General features: G+C 68.0%; 29 protein-coding genes. 10 read left to right on the top strand and 19 right to left on the bottom strand.

Features of this window, described 5'->3' with window-relative positions; all coding sequences use genetic code 11:
- Positions 1-28 precede the first annotated feature (28 nt).
- Positions 29-991 (top strand): hypothetical protein, encoded by a 963-nt coding sequence (locus NK1_RS00735; protein WP_063006690.1) that lies wholly within the window; start codon positions 29-31, stop codon positions 989-991.
- A 121-nt stretch (positions 992-1,112) separates the two neighbouring features.
- Positions 1,113-1,991, top strand: coding sequence for a DUF8832 domain-containing protein (locus tag NK1_RS00730; RefSeq protein WP_245660291.1), 879 nt, complete (start codon positions 1,113-1,115; stop codon positions 1,989-1,991).
- Positions 1,992-2,176: 185 nt separating this feature from the next.
- Here the strand turns inward: NK1_RS00730 and NK1_RS00725 are convergent, their stop codons facing one another.
- From NK1_RS00725 to NK1_RS00715, 3 genes are all read right to left on the bottom strand, one after another.
- Positions 2,177-2,716, bottom strand: a complete 540-nt coding sequence (locus NK1_RS00725; protein WP_157104022.1) for a DUF5994 family protein — start codon at positions 2,714-2,716, stop codon at positions 2,177-2,179.
- A 432-nt stretch (positions 2,717-3,148) separates the two neighbouring features.
- Entirely contained in the window at positions 3,149-3,352 is a 204-nt protein-coding gene (locus NK1_RS00720; RefSeq protein ID WP_039780742.1) for a cold-shock protein, read from the bottom strand.
- A 112-nt stretch (positions 3,353-3,464) separates the two neighbouring features.
- Positions 3,465-4,148: a hypothetical protein gene (locus tag NK1_RS00715; protein WP_245660290.1), complete on the bottom strand. Its 684-nt coding sequence runs from the start codon at positions 4,146-4,148 to the stop codon at positions 3,465-3,467.
- Between the two features lie 150 nt (positions 4,149-4,298).
- Between NK1_RS00715 and NK1_RS00710 the strand changes: the two genes are divergently transcribed.
- Positions 4,299-5,195: a glycoside hydrolase family protein gene (locus tag NK1_RS00710; RefSeq protein ID WP_245660289.1), complete on the top strand. Its 897-nt coding sequence runs from the start codon at positions 4,299-4,301 to the stop codon at positions 5,193-5,195.
- A 19-nt stretch (positions 5,196-5,214) separates the two neighbouring features.
- Here NK1_RS00710 and NK1_RS00705 read toward each other — a convergent pair whose 3' ends face one another.
- The 5 genes from NK1_RS00705 to NK1_RS00685 form a co-directional block, all read right to left on the bottom strand.
- The gene (locus NK1_RS00705) at positions 5,215-6,033 is read right to left on the bottom strand and encodes a phosphate signaling complex PhoU family protein (RefSeq protein WP_245660288.1); all 819 of its coding nucleotides are present in this window, start codon (positions 6,031-6,033) and stop codon (positions 5,215-5,217) included.
- Positions 5,993-6,676: a hypothetical protein gene (locus NK1_RS00700; protein ID WP_063006687.1), complete on the bottom strand. Its 684-nt coding sequence runs from the start codon at positions 6,674-6,676 to the stop codon at positions 5,993-5,995. The genes NK1_RS00705 and NK1_RS00700 overlap by 41 nt, the downstream gene beginning before the upstream one ends.
- 79 nt (positions 6,677-6,755) lie before the next feature.
- The gene (locus tag NK1_RS00695) at positions 6,756-7,934 is read right to left on the bottom strand and encodes an FAD-dependent oxidoreductase (RefSeq protein ID WP_063006686.1); all 1,179 of its coding nucleotides are present in this window, start codon (positions 7,932-7,934) and stop codon (positions 6,756-6,758) included.
- 134 nt (positions 7,935-8,068) lie between these two features.
- Positions 8,069-9,160, bottom strand: coding sequence for a saccharopine dehydrogenase family protein (locus tag NK1_RS00690; protein ID WP_063006685.1), 1,092 nt, complete (start codon positions 9,158-9,160; stop codon positions 8,069-8,071).
- A gap of 112 nt (positions 9,161-9,272) precedes the next feature.
- Positions 9,273-9,893 carry a PadR family transcriptional regulator gene (locus tag NK1_RS00685; RefSeq protein WP_218023033.1) on the bottom strand — a complete coding sequence of 207 codons (621 nt, stop codon included), beginning with the start codon at positions 9,891-9,893 and terminating at the stop codon, positions 9,273-9,275.
- Between the two features lie 124 nt (positions 9,894-10,017).
- Between NK1_RS00685 and NK1_RS00680 the strand changes: the two genes are divergently transcribed.
- Positions 10,018-10,482 carry a hypothetical protein gene (locus tag NK1_RS00680; RefSeq protein WP_063006683.1) on the top strand — a complete coding sequence of 155 codons (465 nt, stop codon included), beginning with the start codon at positions 10,018-10,020 and terminating at the stop codon, positions 10,480-10,482.
- 43 nt (positions 10,483-10,525) lie between these two features.
- On the opposite strand, the gene NK1_RS00675 is transcribed toward NK1_RS00680, so the two are convergent.
- The 4 genes from NK1_RS00675 to NK1_RS00660 form a co-directional block, all read right to left on the bottom strand.
- On the bottom strand, positions 10,526-11,305 hold the full coding sequence (locus tag NK1_RS00675; RefSeq protein ID WP_063006682.1) for an acyl-[acyl-carrier-protein] thioesterase: 780 nt from the start codon (positions 11,303-11,305) through the stop codon (positions 10,526-10,528).
- A 242-nt stretch (positions 11,306-11,547) separates the two neighbouring features.
- Positions 11,548-11,904: a carboxymuconolactone decarboxylase family protein gene (locus tag NK1_RS00670; RefSeq protein ID WP_063006791.1), complete on the bottom strand. Its 357-nt coding sequence runs from the start codon at positions 11,902-11,904 to the stop codon at positions 11,548-11,550.
- Positions 11,905-11,987: 83 nt separating this feature from the next.
- Positions 11,988-12,719, bottom strand: a complete 732-nt coding sequence (locus tag NK1_RS00665) for a DUF8020 domain-containing protein (RefSeq protein WP_063006681.1) — start codon at positions 12,717-12,719, stop codon at positions 11,988-11,990.
- An 11-nt stretch (positions 12,720-12,730) separates the two neighbouring features.
- Positions 12,731-14,050 (bottom strand): MFS transporter, encoded by a 1,320-nt coding sequence (locus NK1_RS00660; RefSeq protein ID WP_063006680.1) that lies wholly within the window; start codon positions 14,048-14,050, stop codon positions 12,731-12,733.
- A gap of 202 nt (positions 14,051-14,252) precedes the next feature.
- Here NK1_RS00660 and NK1_RS00655 point away from each other — a divergent pair, with 202 nt between their 5' ends.
- Positions 14,253-15,284 (top strand): AraC family transcriptional regulator, encoded by a 1,032-nt coding sequence (locus NK1_RS00655; RefSeq protein WP_063006790.1) that lies wholly within the window; start codon positions 14,253-14,255, stop codon positions 15,282-15,284.
- On the opposite strand, the gene NK1_RS35275 is transcribed toward NK1_RS00655, so the two are convergent.
- From NK1_RS35275 to NK1_RS00620, 7 genes are all read right to left on the bottom strand, one after another.
- Positions 15,278-15,649, bottom strand: a complete 372-nt coding sequence (locus NK1_RS35275; protein ID WP_063006679.1) for a hypothetical protein — start codon at positions 15,647-15,649, stop codon at positions 15,278-15,280. The two genes, NK1_RS00655 and NK1_RS35275, sit on opposite strands and share 7 nt — an antisense overlap.
- A 137-nt stretch (positions 15,650-15,786) precedes the next feature.
- Positions 15,787-16,452 carry a 3-oxoacid CoA-transferase subunit B gene (locus NK1_RS00645; protein WP_063006678.1) on the bottom strand — a complete coding sequence of 222 codons (666 nt, stop codon included), beginning with the start codon at positions 16,450-16,452 and terminating at the stop codon, positions 15,787-15,789.
- The gene (locus tag NK1_RS00640) at positions 16,449-17,219 is read right to left on the bottom strand and encodes a CoA transferase subunit A (RefSeq protein ID WP_063006789.1); all 771 of its coding nucleotides are present in this window, start codon (positions 17,217-17,219) and stop codon (positions 16,449-16,451) included. Before NK1_RS00640 ends, NK1_RS00645 begins: the two co-directional genes overlap by 4 nt.
- Positions 17,219-17,815: an RBBP9/YdeN family alpha/beta hydrolase gene (locus NK1_RS00635; RefSeq protein ID WP_063006677.1), complete on the bottom strand. Its 597-nt coding sequence runs from the start codon at positions 17,813-17,815 to the stop codon at positions 17,219-17,221. The genes NK1_RS00640 and NK1_RS00635 overlap by 1 nt, the downstream gene beginning before the upstream one ends.
- A gap of 22 nt (positions 17,816-17,837) precedes the next feature.
- Positions 17,838-18,890, bottom strand: a complete 1,053-nt coding sequence (locus tag NK1_RS00630; RefSeq protein ID WP_063006676.1) for a beta-keto acid cleavage family enzyme — start codon at positions 18,888-18,890, stop codon at positions 17,838-17,840.
- A gap of 40 nt (positions 18,891-18,930) precedes the next feature.
- Positions 18,931-19,824 (bottom strand): TauD/TfdA dioxygenase family protein, encoded by an 894-nt coding sequence (locus tag NK1_RS00625; protein ID WP_063006675.1) that lies wholly within the window; start codon positions 19,822-19,824, stop codon positions 18,931-18,933.
- Entirely contained in the window at positions 19,821-20,813 is a 993-nt protein-coding gene (locus tag NK1_RS00620; protein WP_063006674.1) for a quinone oxidoreductase family protein, read from the bottom strand. Before NK1_RS00620 ends, NK1_RS00625 begins: the two co-directional genes overlap by 4 nt.
- A 287-nt stretch (positions 20,814-21,100) precedes the next feature.
- On the opposite strand from NK1_RS00620, the gene NK1_RS00615 reads away from it, so the two are divergent.
- The 5 genes from NK1_RS00615 (at position 21,101) to NK1_RS00595 (ending at position 24,405) form a co-directional block, all read left to right on the top strand.
- Complete coding sequence (locus tag NK1_RS00615) at positions 21,101-21,520, top strand: hypothetical protein (RefSeq protein ID WP_063006673.1); 420 nt, start codon at positions 21,101-21,103, stop codon at positions 21,518-21,520.
- 54 nt (positions 21,521-21,574) lie between these two features.
- Positions 21,575-21,922 (top strand): DoxX family protein, encoded by a 348-nt coding sequence (locus NK1_RS00610; protein ID WP_063006672.1) that lies wholly within the window; start codon positions 21,575-21,577, stop codon positions 21,920-21,922.
- Positions 21,923-22,134: 212 nt separating this feature from the next.
- A complete protein-coding gene (locus NK1_RS00605) occupies positions 22,135-22,836 on the top strand; it encodes a DUF8020 domain-containing protein (RefSeq protein ID WP_063006671.1) in 702 nt (233 codons plus the stop codon).
- A gap of 15 nt (positions 22,837-22,851) precedes the next feature.
- On the top strand, positions 22,852-23,577 hold the full coding sequence (locus NK1_RS00600) for a DUF8020 domain-containing protein (protein ID WP_063006670.1): 726 nt from the start codon (positions 22,852-22,854) through the stop codon (positions 23,575-23,577).
- A gap of 63 nt (positions 23,578-23,640) precedes the next feature.
- On the top strand, positions 23,641-24,405 hold the full coding sequence (locus NK1_RS00595) for an IclR family transcriptional regulator (protein WP_063006669.1): 765 nt from the start codon (positions 23,641-23,643) through the stop codon (positions 24,403-24,405).
- The last annotated feature ends 38 nt before the right edge of the window (positions 24,406-24,443 follow it).

Genomic DNA, 24,443 nt, shown 5'->3' with positions numbered 1-24,443 from the left:
TGTCTATACGCCGAAGGACGAGATTCGCATGAGCACTCTTGACACGTCCACCCTGCTGGCCCAGCTGCGAGCACTGCTGACGTTGACCAATACCGAGATCCAAGTGGCCGAGACCCGGATCGCACAGGCGCGGACCGAGGCCGTCCGCAAGGAGCTCTCGGAGAACGCCGACAAGGGCCGCGCTCGCGCCGAGGCCATCGAGGCCGCCATCCGCGATCTGGGCAGTGTGCCCGAGGTGGTCGGCCCGTTCCTCGGTCGTGCGGTCGCCGCCATCAAGGCGATGGCCGAACAGGCCCAGCCGTTCGACGAGGCCCTGCTCGGCGATCTGGCGCTGGAGCACCAGCTGCTCGACCGCGCCCGCTACATCAAGGCCCTCGCGACCGCCGCCGGGCAGCGGGAGATCGTGACGCTGGCCGACCGCTTGATCACCGCGCATTCGGCCACGGTGGAATGGCTGACCACCGTCCTGGCCGAGGACGCCCTCGGCGGGCCGGCCGCGTTGCGCCGTACTGCGCTGCAGGCGGCGACCGGCACTGCGGTGAAACTGTTCAACCTGCCCGTCACCTGGTCGGCTCGCGGCCTGGACCGTGCGCTGGACACCGTCCGAACCACCCCGCCCGCGCTCGGTGACCTGCTCGCCCGAGGCGCCCACGCGGGCGATGTCGCGGTCAAGACTCTCTCGGCCTCCCGCGACGCCGCACTCGAGACCGCCGAACAGGTCACGCGTCACGAAGGCGCCGCCGCGGCCGCCGATGCCCTGCATTCGATCCGCGCGACCACCGGTGTCCTCGAACCCGATGAGTTGCCGGTTCGCGACTACGACGAGCTGAATGTGTCCCAGGCCGTCGCCGCGGTGAAGGACCTCACCGAACCGGCCGACATCCGCGCGATCGTCGCCTACGAGGAAGCTCACAAGAAGCGCCACGGCGTCGTGTCGGCCGCCCAGACCCGGCTCGCCGCGATCGCTCAGGAAGTGACCGGCCTCAGCTGACCGCTGATTTATTCGACCGGCCGGTCCCCATCCGGGGGCCGGCCGGTCGTCGTCTGGATCAGCCTCACGATCTCGACGGCCTGATGCTTGCCATATACCCCCTAGGGGTATACATTCGTCGATGTCGGACGAGAACAAGATCGGAAAGGCCGGAGCGATGACCGCGCACACTGACATCAATCACCATGGGGCACAGGGCAATCACGGAACCCACGACCCGCATGCGCATCACGGCGGGCATCAGGGCCACGGTGGACACGAGGGTCACGCCGCGCACGGTGGCGGACTGCCGGGCGGGCTCCAGATCACCCAGGACGGGTACACCTTGGCACTCGCCGAGCCGATCCTTACTCCCGGCGAGGTGGATTTCCGGTTCCGGATCCTCGGTCCGGACGGCGCACCGGTCACCGAGTACACCGCCATCCACGATCGGCAGCTGCACCTGATCGTGGTGCAGCGGGAACTGACCGGGTTCTGGCACGTGCATCCGGAACTCACCGCCGACGGCATCTGGACGGTGCGGCTGAACCTGCCGGAGGCGGGCGCGTATCGCGTGTTCACCGACATCGCCCCGCGGGCTCTCGGCACGACCATCACCCTCGGCGCGGACCTGGCCGTCGCCGGAACGTACGCACCGCGCCCGGCACCCGCGGCCGCCCGGACCGCCGACATCGACGGCTACGAGGTGACTCTCGACGGCGATCTGGTGCCCGGTGACGGCCGCCTGCTCACCCTGACCGTGCGCAAGAACGGCGAGCCGGTCACCGACCTACAGCCGTACCTGGCGGCCTACGGACATCTGGTGATCCTGCGGGCGGGGGACCTGGCCTACGTGCACGTCCACCCCAACGGCGAACCCGGTGACGGCGTCACCGCACCGGGCCCGGATGTCACCTTCCACACCGCAGTCCCCGGACCCGGAACCTACCGGCTGTTCCTGGATTTCGAGCACGGCGACGTCGTCCGCACCGCCGCGTTCACCCTGCCGACGACACGGTGAGTACTCTCGCAGGCCGCGGCGCTATTTCGCGTCTTCGCGGCGGGCGGTTCGGTTTCGAGATTCGGCCGAGGTGTCCGGCGCGGCGGAGAAGGTCGGTCGCAGGTCCCCTCGCGCCACGACGTCGGACGGGCTGTCGGTGGCCGCGTCTCGGTGACTGAAAAGTTGGGGTCCCAAATGTTTTTCGCTCACAGGCGGTGTCTTTCGATAGTCGGATGGATGCAGCCGGCCACTGCCGACTCACGGCCGGTCGCGCCGTTGCGCCACCGGCGAAGAGCGGCGGCCCGTCCGGTGCGGCCGGGTAATCGGGCCAGGAGTTCGTCGACCGTCGATTCGTCGTTCGCGCGACACGCGAGAGCCATGACAGCGCAGGCACGATGGGTATCGGTGCGCGGCGGGATGATCAGCAGTACTCGACGCCGGTCGCGCGCCCCCAGCACCTCGACGGTGTGGGCTGTGCCGTGCCGGGTCCCGTCGAGACGCACCGCTTCGAAGCCCGCGACCGGATTCCATTCGTCGGTGTTGTACACGACCCGGTGGATCGAGCCGAGGGCGGGCGATACGGCCGCGAGCAGGCCGGGAAGTTCGGTGGCGAGATCCGGACTACGGGGCCACCAGGCGCCGTCGACATATCCGGTCTTCGTCTCGTAGTCCTTGAACTGCACACGTGCGGCGGGCTCGACGTCGGCCCGCGCAGGGCTGTGTACAAAGTGGTTCGGTCGGGCCATGCCGACGCTCCTGACTCGGCCGAAGATCGGCCGCGTAATGACAACATCCGGGACCTGCGGAAACAGGTGCCGGGGCCGACATCGCCCCTGGACGACACGTCCAAGATCAGTGTCTGCATCGGCTGCGATACGTTCGTATCGACATGATCGAGAACACCGGCGATACAGCCTGTGCGGCTCGCGAGATTTCGTCGCAGCGCACTCGTATCCGGTTGCCTGCACGGCGTTGGAGGGACCGTTTCCCGAAACGAAAAGACGTCTGCTTACGCTGCTATTCCGATGGCAGCCATACGCCAGTGGGACCGGATATCTATTTCGACTCTACGCGACCGGGCCATCCCTGTCCACGTGGCCTCGCTCGGCTGCGGTAAAGCCGCTGAAAATAGCACGAAACCCGCGCCGCAGGCGCGGGTTTCGCTGGTCTGTCAGCTCCTAGATGGCGCGGACGTTCTGGGCCTGGGGACCCTTTTGGCCCTGGCCTACCTCGAACTCGACACGCTGTCCCTCATCGAGGGACTTGAACCCGGAACCGGAAATTTCGGAATAGTGGACGAAAACGTCAGGACCGCCCTCATCCTGGGCGATGAATCCGAAGCCCTTTTCGCCGTTGAACCACTTCACACTGCCTTGCGACATTCTTTTGATTTACTTCCTGTTGCGAGCCGGGCGATCACTGCAACAACCCGTGCTCACCCTCCAGTGTGGCACACCGTCGCGGTTCGGCACGAACCGCCGGCCGGAAACGCCACTATCCGCCCGTGAACGCCGCGAGGTCGGCGTCCTCGTCGTTCGCATCGCCGTGGGTGAAGGCGGCGATCGCGAAGCCCGGGCCGAAGGACGCCGAGGCGACGTAGGAGCCGTCGTCCGACCACCCCCATTTGGTGCCGACGGTCGCCGGGACGTGCGCGGTTCCCCAGTTCTGCGCGGTACCGTCGGCGGCGATCGGGCTCGCGGTGGCCATCCACCACAGCAGGAGCGAGGCAGGATCGGTGCGCTGCTTGGCGACGAGGAATTCGGCGACGTCCCGGGCGCTGGTGTAGGAGTCGCCCCAGAACGAACCGCGACGGGTGTCGGCCGAACCGAATTCCGCGGCGGCGGCATCGATGGCGTGCGGATACTTGGTATCCAGTTCACTCGCGGCATCACTGTCGGAGAGCTGGATCGCGCGCTGAGCCGCCTGCCGATCCGAACGGGATCCGTCGCCGTGGCGCAGTACGTAATCGACCAGATACAGCTTGATGATCGACAGGGCGGGCCGCCTTTCGCTCGAATTCCCTGTGCCGGTTTCTGTTCCGGGAATCAGCGAGACCATCGCGAACGATGTGCGCGGGTTCATCGGAATCGGCTCGGACGCCCCGCGGGCCGGACTTGCCGTCGCGGCACCGCCCGCTATCAGTAGAGCCAGCAGGGGTGCCACGAGAGTTGTTCGCACGAGTGAGTCCTCCCTCTTCGGTCCGAGCCACAGTGCCGCGCATCGATTCCACTACAGCGGGCGGTGCGCGGGGGCCACGCCACGCCGAAGGCGAAGCGCTCCGGCGCGCCTGCGGTGAATCGTCGCGCGCGAACCGCACAATCGCTGGTCATGGCGATGGGACGCAGATCCGCACTCGCACTGCTGGCCGGTCTGCCCCTGCTGGTCCCGGGAACGGCACGCGCGCAGCGCGCGCCCATCCGCTACACGATGGCGGCCTTTCGTGCCGACAGCGACTCCACCGTGGCCGTGTACGAATCGGTGGACGGGACACGGTTCACGCCGGTCGCCGAAGACGCATTCACGCCGCGGACCGGACTGGCTCGCGATCCCAGCGTGATGCTGCACACCGACGGCTGGTATTACCTCACCTACACCAGAGCCCCCGACGCGACCTCGATCGGCCTGGCGCGCAGCCGGGACCGAATCGCCTGGACGGAGATGGCCCCGGCGCCCATGCTGGTGCCGGGCCGTCTGGAAGGGACATGGGCCCCGGAGTGGTATGTCGATGCGGCGGGCCGAGTCGGGATCATCGTGTCGCTGACCTGGGGGCATGGTTTCACCCCGCATCTGCTGCTACCGGTCGGCGCGGGACTGTCCACCTGGGCGCCGCCGATTCCGCTGATCGGTGTGGGCCCGGGCGGTCCGGGTTCGCTGGGATTCATCGACACCCAGCTGGTGCGGTGGGACGGGCGGGTGTACGCCTTCGTGAAGAACGAGGACACCAAACTCGTCGAGCTGGCGGTCGCGGACAACCCGTTGGGCCCGTATACCTTTGTCGCCAGGGGTGATTGGGCCGGCTGGGGCGGTCCGAGTGAGGGGCCGTCGGTGGTGCCGCTTCCCGACGGCGGACATCGCGTCTATCTCGACGCCTACACCGAGGGCCGCTATCTCTACAGCGACAGCTACGACGGTTTCCGCACGTGGTCGGCGCCCACCGAACTGGCCGGACTTTCCCGAGTCGTCCGGCACGGCACGGTGCTGGCCGAATTCGGTTCCGCCCCATGAGTCTCGAGGGCCGGAAGGATCACTGGTCGCCGGGCGCCCAGTTGTCGGCGGTTTCGCCGGTGGTGAGGAAGATGGTGCGACGTCCCACTTCCACCGCATTGTCGGCGAAGCGCTCGTAATACCGTCCCAGCAGCGTGAGGTCGACCGCGGCCGTGATGCCATGGGCCCATTCGTGGTCCAGCACCGCGGCCAGTAACTGCTCGTGCAGAGTGTCCAGTGCGTCGTCCTGGGCGTCGAGACCGGCCGCGTCGTAGGGATCGCCGGTCTCGAGCACCGCCGCGGCGCTGGTGGCGATCGCACAGGCGGTGGAGCCCAGACGTTCGACCAACGGACGCACCGGTTCGGGGACGACGGGTTCGGGATGGCGCCGGCGCGCACTGGTGGCGATATGCCCGGCGAGGGCGCCCATGCGCTGCAGATGGCCGGTGAGCTGGATGGCGGTCACCACGCGCCGCAACTCGCTGGCGACCGGGGCTTGCAGTGCCAGCAGGCGCAGCGCTTCCTGTTCGGTCTGTTGCGCCATCTCCTCGACCTGGCCGACGATGTCCAGTGCGGCCTCGGCCTGTTCGATATCGGCGTTCACCACCGCGTAGGTGGCCGCCGAAATGGCGGTCCGGTCCTGTTCACACATGGCATGCAGCAACTCGGCGAGCTGCCGCAGATTCGCGTGATAGTCCGACCGCATATCCCGATTCAACCCCAGCGGGACGCACATTGCGAATCCCGTCCCGACCGGATCGATCGCCGCGAAATAGCCGGTAGCCGCCTCCACACGTTCGATCGGGGCGATCCGCCGCTCACCCGAGCCGATAGTTGTAACTCGCGTAGCGATGCGCATCGGCACCCGCTTCCTCCCAGCTGTAGCTGTAGGTCCCCACATGACCCAGCCGGAAGGAGCTGTCGGCCATGATTCGGTAGCCGCTGCGCCGCGCCCGTTCACAAAATGCGTAGTCCTCGCCCAGGTACCAGGTGTGTTCGCCGTCGGGAACCAGCATGGGCAGGAAGTACGGGACGGTAGGGCGGTCGAACCGCAGGTTGCACACCGGAAGTTGTTCGTGCTCGGCGACGGTCTCGTAGACGTCGCGGTGGGTGAAGAGGAAGCCGGTAGCGGCGTACTTGATCTCCAGCAGTCCCCCGCCCTCGCCGAACAAAATGTTCCCCGTGCCGGGCAGCACGTGGCAGGCCAGGCCGCGTACCCCCTTCTTCGCATAGATCCCGCAGACGACCGGCAGATCGTGTTCGCGTAACCGATCCACCGAATCCACGTCGAACGCGATATCGGAATCGATCCACATCAGCCCCTCGAATCCGTCGCGCAACGCGTCGGTGGCCATCTGACTGCGTCCTTGATCGATCGCGGCGAATCCCGTGACGGTCCGGACCTCGTAACCCCGATGCTCCAGCCGAGCCAGATTGCGGGCGAAATCCGGTGCGATCGATCCGTGGGTCGGGACCAGCACAACACAGCGCGAGGGCTCCATGCCCGCAGCCTGCCATGCCCGCGAAGGGGCCGCGCGGCGTGGGACGGACCTGATCGCCGGGCCCACGCCGTCGGTATCCCTACGCGGGCAGCGGGTTCTGCCCCAGGAAGCGGTGGCCGTTCGCGGCCCCGGCGCGGACGGCGGTGAATCCGTACTCGATCAGTCGTTGTTCGTAGTCGTGCAGCGCGCTGCGCAGATCACGGCCTGCCACAACGGAATCGATGGTTTCGGACAGGTCGGCCGCGTCCCGTAACGCGGTGCAGGCGCCGGATCCGGCCGCGGGACTCATGGCGTGCACCGCATCGCCCAACAGGGTCGTCGGTGTGGTCGGCCAAGCTGGGATCGGCACACTTGTGCGCAGCGGGAGTGCGAACATGGTGTCGGGATCGCAGGCGGCGACGATGTCGCGAATCCGTGGATGCCAGGTCCGGACCGCCGCGGAGATGATGTCTTTCAGCCGGCCGCCGTCCAGGTCGCGCAATTCCTGTTCCGCGGCGCCGAACCACTCGGCGCGAGCACCGAACGAGCAGGTCATGTAGTCCGGGACGGATGGCAGTTTCGCAGCCGGAACGATGCGGGCCGCCGCAATCGCCGGGTCCTGCGGAAATTCGACCGGCGCGACCCCGACGAAACTACCGTCGGGGCCGGCGATCATGGTGAAGATGCCGAACATGCTGTCTTCGAACAAGTCCCGAGTCCGCGCGTTCAGCGGTATCGCGCCGTAGAGCTGGCGCACCCCGGTGTCGACGATGCGCGCATGCGGCAGATATCGCTGACGCACAACGGAATTGATCCCGTCGGCACCGATCAGAACGTCGGCGCCGGCACTGTCACCGTCGGCGAAGTGAACGGCGATGCGATCGCCGTCGGTGCCGAAACCGCTGACCGCCCTGCCGAATACGACACGGTCGTCGATACCGGCGAGCAGGATGCGGCGCAGCGTCAGGCGGTCGACCGCGAAGGCCGGTTCCGCCGAATCCTGTGCGAACCGTTCGTTCAGTGCACTGTCCAGCACGGTGAATCGGGGTTTCGGGGTGCCCGTCGTCGCGTCGAACAGTGCGCGCAGCGGCGCGGGCAGCACCCGATGAAGCGCGAGTCGCGCCGCGGCGTCCAGATGCAGCCGATAGCCCTGGCGACGGGTATCCACCGCGGAATCGCGTTCGTACACAACGACATCGATGCCCCGGCGGCGCAATCCCTGCGCCAACGCCAGCCCGCCCAGCCCGGCGCCGGATATGATGACCTCGAATCTCGACATGACCAAGTCCCTTCGCATGGAACATCATCGGAAGGGACGTACAGGTCACACCTGCGGAAGGTGCGGTGTTCAACGGTTCACGTCACCGGGACTAACCCATACCCGGCCGGGTCTTCGCACGTCCGGAAGTCAGTTTACGCGGGTTCCGCCGCGCGCAGTCCGGCATCCGCCGCGGCGGCGGTGAGCGCGTCCAGGCCGAAGGCTTCGACCGGGCCGAGGGCGCCGGTGCCGAGAAGCCCGCCGGCGAGCGTGGTCTGCGCACCCCAGGCGAGGATCTCGGCGGTGAAGTCGTAGGGGTCGACGCCCGTCAGCGTGGCAGAGGACAGGATGCGGCCGCTGGCGTCGCGGGTTTCGGCGACCGCCCAGGTGCGGGTGCGGGCCCGGGTTGCCGCATCGGGTCCCCCGGTCGAGCCCTTGATCAGGGCGCTCAGCGCGCTCTCGGCCAGCCGCTTCACGGGCGCCACCCGGGCGACGGTGTCCGCGACGAGCGAGGTCGCCTGCAGCGCGCGAGCGGCATTACCTGGCATGCCGAGATAGACGTCGGCCTCGCGCAGGTTCGGGTGGGCGCGGTGCAGGACGAGGTGTTCCGACCCGGGAATCGAGGCGCCGGTCAGCGCGCGGCCCGCCACATCGAAGGTGTGGGTCCGCGCACCGCTGCGCTCCGGCACGATATCGCCGTTGCGGAGGGCGAAGCCTCGTTCGAACAACATGCCGACCATCGACGCGCGGGTGCCGCCGCTGGTGCCTGGGGAGGCGATGAAGTAGCCGATGTCGACACGGGCGGCGTCCGGCGCGTCGCGCAACGCCAGGGCCGCGGCCACATTGCCTGGGACGTAATCGAATCCGAAGGCCGTCAGCAGAGCGGCGCCCGCCCGGCGCGCCTCGGCGTCGCGATCGAACACCTCGCGGATGAACGGGCCCTCGCCGGTCGAGTCGAAGTAGTGCGCGCCGGCCTCGAGCGCCGCACCCAGCGCCGGGCCGCCGTACCGCAGGAAGGGCCCCACCGTCGTCACCAGCACATCGCCGCGCCCCAGCAGGGCGCGCACCGAGGCGGGATCGGTCACGTCGGCCACGGCGGTCTCGGCACCGCCGAGGTCGGCCGCGAGTTGCCGCAGCGCGGTGGCGTTACGGGCGGCCAGTACCGGCTCGGCGCCACGAGCCAGCAGGGCCCGAGCCGTCAGGCGGCCCGTGTAGCCGGTCGCTCCGAACAGGACGATCTTTGCCATTGCCATCACCTGTGTTTCGTTGGTTGCCGGCGGTGCGCGCCGGTTCGCGTCGACGTCGGCACCGTATCCGACGATAGGGCCGTCGAGCCCCGCCTCGCCACGGTGCGTATACCTAGCCGGCCGTGGGGCCCTGGTCCTGGAACTGCGCCAGCGACTCCCACGACCAGGTGAGCGTGCCGTCGGCGAGGTCGGCGACAACGCCTTCCAGCCACCGTATTTCGGCCTCGGTGACGGCACGCTGATATTCGTCTTCGAGCATGGTGACCCGCGGCAGGCCGAACCGCACGGCCTGGGCGATGCCGGTCTCCAGCTCGGAATGCCCGGCGCGCAACGCTTGCAGCCGGCGTTCCAGTTCCACCCGGGCGCCGTCCGGACCGAGAAGCATCAGAAACGACAGGGCCGCAGGGAATTCGGGGAATTCGTCGCGCGGCACGGCGAGCATGTCGGTGATCCAGGCGGTGCAGGCCGCGCGGCCGGTGTCGGTGATCTCGTAGACCGTACGTTCCGGATACTGCTGGTCGCGACCCGTCGCGCGGACCGTCACCAAACCGGCGTCCTGCAGTCGCGCGATCGTCTTGTACAGCTGAGCGCGCTGCCCCACGTTGACGACCTTGTCCTTCCCCCACTCCTTGATGCGGCGCTGAATGGCGTACGGGTGCATCGGCTCCAGGTGCAGGATGCCGAGCACCGCCATGGCGAGCGGGGATCGCTTGAACCGGTCGGGGGTGGGCATGCGGCTCATCCTACTAGGTGCCGCACAACTAGTTTTTCAACAACTAGTTGCTTCGACACTAGTTTGTGTGCCACTATCGAAGAGCAGGCGAACCCGTCCACTGCGATCCGGAAGGACCAGAACAATGACCGTCCCGACCGATACCGTCCGCATTCACGCCGACCACGAGACGACCAAGCGCCTCGGCGATTGGACTCGCGCCACCGACTTCGCGGTGAAAGCCCGATATGCGAGCGTCGTCATCGACCTGCGCTCGCCGTGGATCGAGGGCGACGACCCGATCGTGGTCCACGCCGACCTCGACCACGCCATGGTCAAACTCCTCGTTCCCGACGACGCGGTCGTCGAGCACAGCGACCTGGAGTGGACCGGGCGTGGCCGGGTGAAGGATTTCGCGCGGCCGCAGGACGCCGCCGGCCGGATCGTCCGGCTGACCGGAACCAGCGCCAAGAGCGAGTTCCGCGTTCACCGCGGCGGCATCGCGATCCTCTCGGCACTGTTCAGCCGTGAGTTCTTCGACGACGCCAGGCAGGCACACCGGCAGGGACGCACCCCGGCCCTCGCCGATCCGGCCAACGCGCCGCGCTGATCACGGGTTGCGCCGGGCGGCGGCAAACGCCCGGCGCGGCCTCTCAGCGAGCAGGCAGCGGTTCGATCCGCGCCACTGTGCGGGTGTTGCCGTCGACTTCGAGCTGCACATGCAGCCCGTCCTCGTCCCGCCGGGCCCGCATCAGCACCTCGTCGGCGCCCAGCACCGGCCCGGCGTGTTCGAGAATCACCCGATAGGGCGGCGCCGATACGTCGGGGAACCGCGCGAGCGCCTCCTCCACGGCTCCCCAATGCACCGCGTTGTTCACATGTCCGTAGCGGTCGACATCGGTGACGCGCAGCGGGAACGGCCGCACTTCGCCACCGTCTCCGGGCTGTTCGCGCAGGGCGGCGCGCCACCGCAAGCGGTGCTCGTCGGTGGCCGCGCGCATCGGCGCCATGAACCGTTCGGTCATCCGCGCCGGCCGCCCGGCTTCGATATCGACGTGGATGAGGAACATCTCGGTCTCGATCAGACCGCCGTTCTCACTGCGCACCTGAATGCGCATGTTGCACCACCGATTCGACAGGGCCGACGGCCAGCGCCGCAGATGCACCCGATCGCCGAACTCGATGGGCCGCAGCACGTCGATCACGGTCCGGCGCACGATCCACCCCGGATGCAGATCCCCGTCCTCGACCACCTTCAGATGGTCGTAGCCGATGTCCTGCAGATACCGCGCCACCGCATCGAGCCGCAGCCGCTGATCCCCATCGGTGTCCCCGAGCCGCACCGGCCACTGTTCGTGAAACGCCCGGCTCTCGTCCGGGCACGCCGGCAACGGAAACGCGATCTCGGCCAACCGATCGACAGCGGCACTCATGAACGCTCCTTCTCATGGGGTCCGCGCCAGCGTAGCGACCCCACACCGGACCACCGGCGTCAACACGGCGAGCGGTCCGGACGGGGCACACTGGTTCCATGGGTCCCCACGCCGGAGTCGATGCGTGATCGAAATTCCGGAATCACTCATAACCGGCAAGCTCGCGGCGAGGCAGCCGGGCCGGGCCGGGCATGAGGCTGTGCGGGGCCGCCTGCACGGCGGCCCCACCTGGTTGATCGACGTTACCGATCAGCTTGCCGTGGCGTCGGCGTGAGCGGAGTGCCGAGTTCCTCGGCGAGGATGGGGATGCCGAGGTTGCAGGCGTGGATGCCGAGGACGCTGACCATCTGGAGGACGGTCACGATCTGTTCGGGTGGGACACCCAGATCCAGTGCGGCGCGGATGTGGCGGCGTACACCGGGGGCGTACATGTGGGTGCAGGCCGCGTCGATGGCGATGCTCAGCAGTTCGACGAATTCCGGCGGGAAGATGTGGCGCGCGATCGGTGTGGCGTTCATGGCCATGAACCGTTCGGTCCATTCGGGGTCCCACTCGTAGAGCTGATCCCAGAGCGGATTCCAGCTTCCGCCGGCCCGCATGGCGTCGACGACCGGCGTGGAAATCGTTGTGGGCGAATCGAACACGATGTCTCCTCAGAGGTGGTCGAAGACCTGGCGGACGACTACTTGGCGGGTGCGGGCTGTGCGGGGTCCTTGCAGTAGGGCAGCTCGGGCGGGCACGGTGCCAGCACGGTCGAGAAGTATTGGATGGCGGAGAAGAGAGTGATGGGGCCACCAGCCAGAATTAGGCCGGCCATCGATCCCACGGCGCCGAGCGTGGCGGCGCCCAGGACACAGCCGGCGACGGTCGCTCCGACGAACGGCGCCAAAAGCATGATCACCGGGCTGGAGATCGCCGCGCCGACGGCGCCGCCGACCAGGCAGCCGATTCCGCCGCCGATCACCGCGCCGAGGACCGCGCTGACTCCGGCCGCGATGGCGATGCGCTGACCGAATGCGCCCAGCGCTTGCGAATCGCGCGGCGTGAACGACTCCGCCGCCTGCCGTACGGAGACGACATCGCGTCGTGCCTTGGTGGGCCGCCCGTTACCGCGGTCCGGGGTGAGTGTGGCGGTGGAGCCGTCGACGTGAGCGGTGATCGGATACGCGGTGTCGCCGACGGCGAAGGTCAGCGGTACGGCAGCGACCGGCCGATCGTCACGCGTGGTGAGAATCAGTTGGTCCGCAACCACTTTCAGCTTGCCGTCGGGGGTCGTCACCAGGGCCGAGTCCGCCCGGCGGCCGATCTCGTAGTGCACCACGGTGCGATCGGGCTCCGCGTGCGCGGTACCGGTGGTGACGGCGGCGGCCGTGACCCCGAGAACCGTGATCAGTGCGGGTGTCATGAATTTCATCGGATTCCTCATCATCGGTTGTGAACAGCGGCGAGTGCGCGCAGCCCGGCCGGGTACAGACAGCGACCGGCCACCAGGGCGGCGATAGCGACCAGATAGGCGAGCGGGGCCAGTCGTAGTGCGGCGGTCAGGCCGTAGCGGTCGGCGAGCACGCCGACGACGAAGGGGCCCAGCGCCATTCCGAGCAGACTGTTGGACAGCGTCAGGGTCCCCATCGCGGAGGCGCGGACCGACGAATGGGTGAGGTTGGCCACCATGGCGGCGGTGGGGCCCGAGGAACCACCCGAGAACCAGGCCCCGACGCCGATCAGAATCAGTTGCGCCGCACCGTGTTCGACGCTGAATCCGAGCGTCAGGCAGATCAGCGAGATCGAGCAGAACGCGATGGCGGCGAGCCATTTGCGTGACAGGTCGCGGCGGCCGATCCGGTCGGTGACGATGCCGCAGCACACCATTCCGGCGCCGACCAGCAGGACGACACCGGCGGCGGCGATGGCCGCGGTATCGGGCGCCAGACCGTAGACCCGATTGAAGAAGCTCGGCGTCCACGCCAGCAGCACCGCGGCGGCGAACAGCTGTACGCCACCACCGACATAAGCGCACAGCACCGCCGGATTGGTGAACAGCGACGACACCGGTGCGCGAAACCCGTTGCGCGTCGCGGGTTCGCCCGATCCCGGGTCGGCGTGCCGAGCCAGTTTCCGCTCGTCGACCAGCGCCGCGAAGAGCCCGGCGAGCAGCAGGCCCACCACCGCCATGGTGACGAACGACCACCGCCACCCGAGGTGTACCGCGATCGCACCGCCGGCCGCGACTCCGAGAACCGAACCGAACGACCCGCCGGCCATGAACGCACCGCTCAGCGCGGCATGGACTCGCGGCGCGAAGACACCGAGGACCACCGCGATCCCGACGCTGCCGTAGGCCGCCTCACCGACCCCCACCAGGAACCGCGCGCCGAGCATCTGGTGATAGTTCGACGCGAGCGCGCACAGCAGCGTGGCGATACTCCACACCGTCGCCATCAGCACCAGGCTCTTCACCCGCCCCCACCGATCGGCCAGCAGCGACAGCGGGAACGTCAGCAGCCCCACCATCAGCGCCACCACGCTGTTCAGCGATCCGAGTTGCGAATCGGTCAGACCCCATTCGGTTTTCAGCAGGGGAAAGACCGCGCTGAGAACCTGCCGGGTCATGTAGTCGGCGAGCAACAGTCCGAAGGCGAGGGCGAAGACCAGCCAGGGGTATCGCCGCCGCGCCCGGCCGGGCAGACCGGTCGATGCGACCGAATCCCGCGCCGCTGGACGCTCAGGGGTGGTGTTCAACTGCATGGGTGCTCCTACGAACGCGGCGGGCGATGGACCACCCGCCGGAGCTGGGAAGGTAGGGCGCCGGACCGCTCGGGCCCGGTGGCCGCTCGGCGAAATCGGGGCGCCTGCCTCGATGTGATGGAGACAACAGTAGGGTCGCCGACCCTATCGTGCTTTACTCTCAGGGACACGGATGCGAACAATCTGGGACAGCGAGGCGCTGATGAAACCCTTGGCGCGGTACGCGGCACTGAACGATTACGTGGATCTGGGCCAATCTCTCGGGCTCGATCCGGCCCGTCTGATTCTCGAGGCCGGGCTCGATCCCGCGGGCCTGAGCCTGCAGGACCGCTGGGTGCCCGCCGCAGCCGTCACCGAACTTCTCGAGCGCTCGGCCGCCGAATCCGGACGACAGGATTTCGGGCTGCTGCTCGCGGAGCGGCGGCGATTGTCCAATCTGGGGCCGCTGAGTCTGGTGATCCGCGAGGAACCCGATGTGCGCAGCGCCCTCGAACTGATGGTGCGCCATCAGCACACCTACAACGAATCCCTGCACATCCGGCTCACCGAACGCAACGGCATCGCCCACGTCCGTCTGAGTCTGGACATCGGCGAGCACCGTAGTACCCGGCAGGCCACCGAGCTGGCCATGGGCGCGATGCAGGGAATTCTGCGTGCGTTCCTCGGCGCGGCATGGCAACCGGCGGAAACCACCTTCACCCATTCCGCGCCGCGGGATCGCAGCACGCATCTGCGATTGTTCGGGTCCCAGTTGAGATTCGAGCACGAATTCAGTGGAATAACGCTCTACACAAGCGATCTCGATACCCCGAATCCGATGTCGGACCCGCTGTTGCGGCCGTACACGCAACAATTGCTCGGCGCCGTGGACACCGCCCATGAAACGGCCATGCGCGACCGGGTGCAGGAACTCGTCGAAATGCTGCTGCCCACCGGCCGCTGCTCCGCCGACCAGATCGCGCGCAGTCTCGGCGTGGACCGCCGCACCGTCCACCGCCGGCTGGCAGACGAGGGACACACCTACTCGGAGATCGTGAACACCACCCGGCTGGATCTGGCCCGCCGGGTGGTGGGAAATCAGGGGCGTTCACTCACCGAGATCGCGGATATGCTCGGTTTCTCCAGCCCCGCCAGTTTCACGCGCTGGTTCCGCAGCCATCACGGATGCAGCCCGAGCCAATGGCGTCGGGCCGCATCGAAAAACAGTGGCGAAAGCGGCGATACCGCTCAATGATCCGAACCTGCGGGCACGCCGGTTCGCTCCCGCCGGTCGCGCACGCGCAATTCGCGTTCGAGGATTTTGCCGCTCGCGGTCATGGGCAAGGTGTCGGTGAACTCGATCCAGCGCGGATATTTGTAGGCCGCCAGGCGTTGGCGCCGCCCGATACCGCCCGCCGCAAGGTGGCGGATGTGCTCGTCGGCCATCAGCCGGAGGGCGGCCGCGGCGTCGAACAGCGGCATCCCGCGCGGCGCAGGTGGCCAACCCGATTCCGCGGCGGCCTCACGGTATCCGGGTATCGAAACATCGGACCGGGCGCTCGCGTCGCAACCCACGACCTTCGATACGGCGGTGCGCCGCCCGGACGACACCGCGGTCATCCTCTACACGAGCGGCACGACCGGAAAACCCGACGTTCAGATCGCGTAGGTCGTGCGCAGCGCACCGAGCCGCACCGCATCGGTATCCGGGCGGCGGCGCGCGGAATCCTCCAGCAGCATCGCGAGATCGAGCACGGTCAGTGTCCTCCGATGTCGATGCGGACGGGCGCGCCGGTCGCGGCGACGACGTCGTCCTCGGTCACGCCCGGTGCGCATTCGCGCAGCACCGGACCGGATGCGGTGATGTCGAGAACGGCCAGGTCGGTGATGACGCGATGGACCACACCCACACCGGTCAGCGGTAATGTGCAGCGGCTCACCAGTTTCGGAGCGCCGGATTTGTCGGTGTGCTCCATCAGCACGATCACGCGGCGGGCGCCGTGTACCAGGTCCATCGCTCCGCCCATGCCCTTGACCAGGTGACCCGGCACCATCCAATTGGCGAGGTCACCGGTCGCCGACACCTGCATACCGCCGAGGATCGCGGTATCGATGTGGCCACCCCGGATCATCGCGAAACTGGTGGCGGAATCGAAGAAGGACGCGCCGGGAAGCACCGTGACGGTCTCCTTGCCGGCATTGATCAGATTCGCGTCGACCTCGGACTCGGCCGGATAGGGTCCGGTGCCGAGGATGCCGTTCTCCGAGTGCAGGGTGACCCGGATATCGGCGGGCAGGTGGTCGGGAATCAGCGTGGGCAGGCCGATGCCGAGATTGACGTATTCACCCGAGCGCAGTTCTCGCGCCGCCCGCGCCGCCATCGCGGAGCGATCCCATCCGGAACGGGTGATGACGCCGCTCATTTCTTCTCCTCGCCGCGCACGGTCCGCTTCTCGATGAGACCCCGCGCCGGGCCGGTCGCCACGACGCGATCGACGAAGATTCCGGGCAGGTGGACGCGGTCGGGATCGAGATCGCCTGCGGGCACGAGTGTTTCGACCTCGGCGATACAGATCCGGCCCGCGGCCGCGACCAGTGGATTGAAGTTGCGCGCCGATTTGTCGAAGACCAGATTGCCGGCGGTGTCACCGATGAGCGCGTGCACCAGGGCGAAGTCGGTGGTGATCGCCTCCTCCAGCACATAGCGTTTCGGCCCGGCGGGACCGGCGAAGGTGGCCACCGGTTTCGGCGGCGACGCGACCGCCACGCTCCCGTTCGGCCCGAAGCGCCACGGCATTCCGCCGTCGGCGATCAGCGTGCCGACCCCGGCCGGTGTGTAGAAGGCGGCGATACCGGCTCCGCCGGCCCGCAGCCGTTCGGCGAGGGTGCCCTGCGGAGTGAGCTCGACTTCGAGTTCGCCCGACAGATACTGCCGGGCGAACTCCGCGTTCTCACCGACATAGGAGGCGGTGACGCGTCGTACTCGCTTGTCCGCCAATAGGATTCCCGTGCCGTGCGTCGCCGTGCCGCAATTGTTGGAGACGAGGGCGAGTCCATCCGCTCCCGCGGCGGCGAGCGCCTCGATCAGCGTGTCCGGGATACCGCACACGCCGAATCCCCCCACCGCCACCGACGATCCGGACGAGATATCGGCGACCGCGGCGGCCGCCGACGTCATCACCTCGGTCATCACACCTCCTGCCCGACAGCGGACGGGCGGCCCAGATCGACGGTTTCCCGCAGCAGTTCCCGGGCGCGGTCCCACCGGCCGAATCCCGAGGCCGGATTGAGATGCCCGACATCACCCAGGTCGACCAGCCGGCTGCCCCACGCCTCCGCCATACCGGCCACCCGCCGGAAGGATGCCAGCGGATCGGTGGTGCTGGCCGCGACGATGCTCGGGAACGGGAGGCGTCGACGCGGAATCGGCTGCCAGCCGTTCTGATTCAGCTCGGCCGAGGTCGGATAGCCAGGGGGAAAGGGCTTTTCGACATCAGCGGGCGTCGCGAGCAGCGCACTGTGAATGTCGCGGCCGGCCCGTTGCGCCCAGTGCACGGTGATCATGACACCCGCGCTGTGCGCCACCAGGACGACCGGGCCGTCCACCTCGGCCAGCACCCGGTCCAACGCCGCCACTCGGGCCGGCAGACCGAGTTTGTCGTGCTCGAGCGGCGGTACCGTGCGCACCCGGTCCAGATCCTCGGCCAACCTGGTCTGCCAGTGATCGGGTACGTGATCGCGGAGGCCGGGCACGATCACCACGGTCGGTTCGATGGCGCATTGCACTGTGCGGCAATCCCTTCTGTGCTCAGGCGTGGTGAGTGAATCCGACCTGACCGGACTTCCGGTTCGGCGCGAACCCGATCTTCGCCAGCGTCTCGTCGGCGTCGGCGTAGGTGGTGCCGATCTTGTAGATATCGCGCGCCTCTTTGCCGGTGGCGACGTCACGGCCCAGCTCGCCGGCGATGCGGACCAGCTGCTGGATCTGCTCGACCGAGGTCGCCTTGCGGCCCTTGCGCCCCCAGATGGTGTCCTCGTTACCGCAGCGGGTGTGCAGACCCAGGGCGATCGCCATCGCATTGACCGGCAACACCGAGCGCATCAGCGTCTCGAGGGTCAGGCACGCCCCGTCGGGGACGCGCTGGATGAAATTCATGATGTTGTACGGATTCGGTCCGTCGAAGCCGCCACCGATGCCGACCCAGGTCAGATTCAGCGGACCGGTGTACACGCCGCGACGGATCAGCCGCTCGACCGTCTCGAGCTGCGGAATGCTCGACAGCTGGAAATGCGGCTGGATCCCCGCGGCCTGCAGGCGACGCAGATGTTCGGCGACCCACGCCGGTCCAGCCGGGACGGTCATCTCGCGGTAGGCCTCGGCCAGTTCCGGCCGCTGCATCGAGGTGCCGGCGATATCGTCGGCGGTCATCAACTCCATGATGTTCATCTGACTGGTGTTGATCGCGATCGTCACCTGATCCGGTGCGGGATCGAGTTCGGCCAGCATGTGACGGGTGTCGTCGGACAACCACTTCGCCTCGGCGCCTTCGCCTTCGGGTGCGAACGAGATCGATCCGCCCACCTGCAGGATCATCTCCGGAACGGCTTCGCGCAGCCCGGCGAGCAATTCGTTGAACTTCGACAGCCGCTTGGAGCCCTTGCCGTCGAGCTCACGCACGTGGATGTGCAGTACGGTGGCGCCGGCCTCGTAGCAGTCGACCGCCTGCTGGATATGTTCCTCCATGGTCAGCGGCAGATCTTCGCGGAAATCGTCGGGCTCCCATTCCGGCCCGTACGGCGCGCTGGTGATGACCAGCTTGTCCTGGCTCTCCGGGAACAGGGCGTCGTCGTGAAAGAACATGGCTGTACTCCGATCGAAACAAATTGCGGTGAAATGACTTTCAGAACGGCTTGTCGCCGATGATGCCCGCGCGTTCCATCTTGCGAACGTCGGGGAAGTAGTCCTGCACGGCATAGTGCTGGGTGCAGCGGTTGTCCCAGATGGCGAAGCTGTTCTCGGACCACCGCCAGCGGACCTGATATTCGGGGACACTCGCCTGCCGGACCAGATAGTTCAGCAGTTCCGAGGCACCGGGCGCGTAGTCGATGCCGAAGCGCACATTCTCCGGCGTGTGGTAATTGACGAAATGTGTGGTGAAGGCGTTGACGAACAACACCTTTTCGCCGGTTTCCGGATGGGTGCGCACCACCGGGTGCTCCGCGTCCGGGAACTGCTCGTGCAACCGCAGGCGTTCGGAGTCCGGGCGCATCGCGCCGAAGCTGGCCTCGATGGAATGGCGCGCCCGCAAACCAGCGATCCGCGAGCGCACCGACTCGGGCAGCCGGCGATACGCCTCGGCCATATTCACCCAGATGGTGTCGCCGCCGACCGCCGGCGTCTCGACGCAGCGGAGCACGCAGCCCATCGGCGGGGCCTCGCGCCAGGTCGCATCGCAATGGAAGGCGTTCTCGTAGTGTTCCGGCGCGCTGTCGAGATCCTTGTAGATGCGAACCAGCCCGGGATGTTCGGGGTCACTGCCCAGTACGGGATGGTCCTCCAGCGGCCCGAAACGCTGTGCGAGAGCGACATGTTCGGCGCGGCTGATGTTCTGATTCCGGAGGAACAGCACCTTGTGTTCGAGGAGCAGGTCCTTCAGTGCGGCGAACAGCGTGTCGTCGCGTGCCACCTCGGCCAGGTCCAGATCGAACAACTCCGCGCCGATGGTGCAGGTGAGCGGTCGCACGCCGAACGGCGCCGAGCGCGCCGAATGGCGCACGGGGGCAATGCTTGTCATGACTGTCCTTCCCGGCCCACGGTGAAGACCGACGAGCCGATGCTCGTACCCTGCTCCAGATCGCGGTGTGCGGCCACCGCGTCCGCGAGCTCGTAGCGCTGATTGATGTCGATGCGAATGCGGCCCGCGGCGACGTGGGCGAACAACTCACCGGCCAGTTCGGCGCGCTCGGCCGGGTCGGCGATGTAGTCGGCCAGCGCCGGCCGGGTGACGAACAGCGAACCCTTGACGGCCAGTCTCATGGCGTCGATCGGCGGCACCGGGCCCGACGCCGTGCCGAAGCACACCAGCAGCCCGCGTCGCGCCAGCGAATCCAGCGAGGATTCGAAGGTCGTCTTGCCGATGCTGTCGTAGACCACGCGGACGCCGGCGCCGTCGGTGAGTTCGCGCACGCGCTCCGCGACGTTCTCCCGGGTGTACACGATGACGTGATCGCAACCGTGGGCCCGCGCGATCTCGGCCTTCCGGTCGGAGGAGACGGTGCCGATCACGGTGACGCCCAGCAGCTTCGCCCATTGCGTGAAGATCAGCCCGACCCCGCCCGCGGCGGCGTGCACCAGCACCGCATCGCCGGGGCGCAGCGGGTGGATCCGGCGCAGCAGGTACGCCGCCGTCAGGCCGCGCATGGTCATCGCCGCCGCGGTGTCGAAGCCGATCCCGTCCGGAAGCGCGATCAGATGTTCGGCCGGCATCACGCGCTCCGTGCTGTAGGCGCCGAGCGGACTGCCCGTGTAGGTCACCCGGTCGCCCGGGGCGAAGCCGGTGACACCGGGCCCCACGGCCTCGATCACGCCCGCGCCCTCGACGCCCATTCCCGCGGGCAGGGGCGCCGGGTACAGCCCCGTACGGAAGTAGGTGTCGGCGAAGTTCAGGCCCACCGCTCGGTGGCTGATCCGCACCTCTTCCGGACCCGGTTCGCCGACTTCCACGTGCTCCCAGCGCAGCACCTCCGGCGCACCGGTCTCGTAATAGCGAAAGGCTTGTGGCACTGGACATCTCCTCTTTCTGCGGGCCGGAGCATCGGCCTCGCACCGGGTGATGCACTCAACGGTAGGCACAGAATGGCTCAAATGCTTATCTGCACGGGACTTGAAACTTGATATTTCGGGACATTGCCTAACCGATGCGCCGCCCGATCACCCAGCCGGACGCGGGGCCACCGCATCGCTGGTTTCGTTCGCAGGAGCGGGGAATCCTCCCCTCAGAGCGACCCGGATGCCGAGGCGACTCTCGACATCCGGCCGATTTCGATGGATCGACCGATGGGAGCCGGACCATGAACGTTCGACGCGCCGCGGCCGGAGCCGCACTGGCCGCCGCCACCCTTTCCGCGGTGCCGGCCACCGCCTCCGCCGACAACCCGGAAGACCCCGCCAACGGGATCATTCCGGCCGGGATCTACCACATCACGCAACACCCCGACAATACGATCGGCTCGCCCGTGCACAACTGCGACCTGCAGGTATTCGTCGACAGCACGGCCGTGACCCTGGTGTGCGGGAACTCCTCGAAGACCGGCCGGCAGAACGCGGCGGGCCCCGATGAGACCTATGTGACGTTCGAGGGCGTGCCGGTCGGATTGGATCTGCGGGATATCGATGCGCGACAGGGGTATTGGGAAGGCACCCTGAACGCCGCCGGAACCTCGATCGACGCCCCGTATCCGATCGCGGGAATTACCCTCCAGCGACGCTGACCGGGCATTCGCGCCGGCATGTCACACTCTTGGCCACGGCGTCGTCATACCGGCATGAACATCGCGTATTACATCGTCGGCACGGCAACGGCACTGTGGATCGGATTCTCCGGCTATTCACTGTTCAACAAGAGCGAATTCGTCGTGGAACCGCTGAACCAGTACGGGGTGCCGCGAAGCTGGTGGAACTGGCTCGCCCTCGCCAAATCCGCCGGGGCGCTGGGGCTCGTGGCGGGTTTCTTCGTCCCGGCGATCGGGGTGGCGGCGGCCGTAGGCTTGATTCTGTATTTCCTCGGCGCGATGGCGACCACCGTGCGCGCCCATTCCTACGGGACCACGATCTTCCCGGCTCTGTATCTGATTCCGGCCGCGGCGACGCTGGCATTGCAATTGGTCCGCTGAGCAGCGGGGTCTGGAAGTCGGCGGCGATCACCACCTTCCCGACCGGACTCCCGGCCACGAAGGAACATCTGTCTCGCTGAGCGAGACGCCTTCGGACGCTTCCGAATCCGCCGCGCTACGGTCCGGCTCCCCGCAAGTCGCGTGCGATATCGCACGCGACGTGCGGGGAGCCGGGCTTCACGAGCGCCCGGATCGAGACGAGGGGGCGCCCCATGAAGATTCGGATCTCGACGATCGCGGCAGTCTGCGCCGCAACACTGGCCGCGGCGGGGACGGCAGCAGCCGATCCGGCCCCGGCGGTCGTCACCTACCACGCCGAAGCAACCGACAGCGGTTCGGTGACAGTCGAATTGACGCACGGCACCTTCGTCGTAGACCCCTCGGGCACCGCGGTCACCATCCGGGACGAGGCGGGACGCGCGCTCGATGCCCTGCCGCTGGCCTACGCGATCGGCGACCAGCACATGCCGATCCGCGGGCAGATCGGCGGGGATGCGACGACTCTCACGCTGACACCGGATACCGCGGGCCTGCGCCGCGATGCCCTGACCCCGGTCGCCTCCCCGTTGGAGAACCAGCTCGCGATGAACGACCTGGTCAATGCGGTCAGTATCGGCACGTCCGTCGGCGCGCTGATCGGCACGGCGGTCGGCGCGGTCCTCGGCGTCGGGCTCGGAATCGCGCTCGCGGGCGCCTCGTGCGCGGTCCTGAGCGTCGCCTGTGTGGTCGCGGTGCTGCCGATCGTCAGCCTCGCGGGGGCCGCGGGCGGTGTCGCGGGCCTGGTCCTGGGCGGCGGTCCCACCACCGCCGTCGGACTCTACCGCTATGTCACGACGCTGCTGGCACCCCCGGGAACCAGCGAATACGCCCCCGATCTGCGTGGCCGGCCGGGTGTGCCGGACACAGGTCGCTGAGCGCGGGAGGCGAAGATGTCCCACCGTACGATCGCCGCGCTCACCGCGGCCACCGCGGCCGTGACCGCGTTCCTCACCGCCGCCACCGCGACCGCCGAGCCTCCCGCACCGAGTATCGAAACCATCTCGGGCGCAGTCGTTCTCAGCGGTTTCGCCACCGGCGCATTCAGCGCGGGTGCCGTCCGCGTGACCGTGGACGGCACTCCGGTCGCGACACTGCCCGCGAGCTTCACCGTGGACGGCATCGCCCACCGCATCGACACCCGCATCGGCGACGGCGGCCGAACCCTCACGATGACACCGGATATCGCCAGGCACCCCGCGGCGTCCGCGATGGAGAATCAGTTGGCGCTCAACGATTTCGCGACCATCATGTCGCGCGGGCCGGTGATCGGGACGGTCGTCGGCACCGTGCTGGGCGCCCTCGTCGGCGCCGCGGTCGGCGCGAGTACCTGCCTGGTGGTGGGGCCCGGCTGCCTGGCGACGATTCCGGCGGCCGTCCTGGCATTCGCCGGTGCGGGCGGTGTCGCGGGGACGGTGCTGGTCGGCGGCGGTGCGCTCGCGGCGGGATTGTGGAACTACCTCACCGTGCTGCAGGCGCCACCGGGACAGAGCACCTACGCCGGGCAAGGCGGAATGCTCGACCCGAACGGCACCGGCGCACCGGACGCACAGCTGCAACTGCCCAGCGGATCCGCGAACGGCCTCGGCGCCGGATCGGCGTCCGGATCGGGCGGGTGAGCCCGGCGTACCGAATGGGTAACTTGGCCGTCGCGCACCGCGGGCGACTCCTACCATCGGTACATGTCCGAGGTAGCCGCAGCTCAGCTGCCTCTGACCATGCTCGAGCGCGCCACCCTGGTGATGGACCTGTTCCAGGCGCCCGATCGGCATCTGACACTCGGCCAGATCGCCGTCCGCACCCGGCTGCCGCGCGCCACCGTGCATCGGATCGTGCGGCAGCTCATCGCACTGGAGTGGCTCACCCACGGCACGGACGGTTACGCGCTGGGCCGGCGCGTCCGCACCTGGAACGCCGACACCGCGCGACTGTCCCGGTTACGTGCCTGCGCGGCGCCGATACTGCACGAATTGCTGCTGGCCACGGCCGCGGTCGTCCATCTCGGGGCACTGGACGGCGGGGAGGTGCTCTACCTGGACAAACTCGGCGGCCGCGCGGCGACGGCGGTGCCCACCCGGGTCGGTACCCGGGTGGCGGCCCACCGCAGCACCCTAGGCCGGGTCGCGCTGGCGCAGCTGCCACCCGAGGATGTCGAAGCACGGGTGACCGATGTCGAACCCGGATTCGATCTCGCGGCCCTGCATCGGCGTCTGCATCGAATAGGCTGTCGCGCAACCGATTACGACGACGACGAATTCGGCTCCGGGCTGGCCGCGGTGGCCGTGGCCGTCGACGCGTCGGCGGCGGTGGGTGTCGTCTGTGATCGTCCGGCGGCGCTGCGGCGGATCGCACCGCGGGTGCGGGCGGCGGCCGCCGAGATCCGCGGCGGGCTGACGCCGCGGTCGCGGCAGGTGAGCGATCACCATCGACCGCGACCGTCACGGTGACGGAGTGGTCTCGATTTGCGCCGACACGCCTCGCCGCC

This window comes from Nocardia kruczakiae NBRC 101016 (assembly GCF_001612965.1).
Classification (GTDB): Bacteria; Actinomycetota; Actinomycetes; order Mycobacteriales; family Mycobacteriaceae; genus Nocardia; species Nocardia kruczakiae.
Note: the sequence above shows the minus strand (reverse complement) of the source record. Positions and strands in the feature narration are given on the sequence as shown.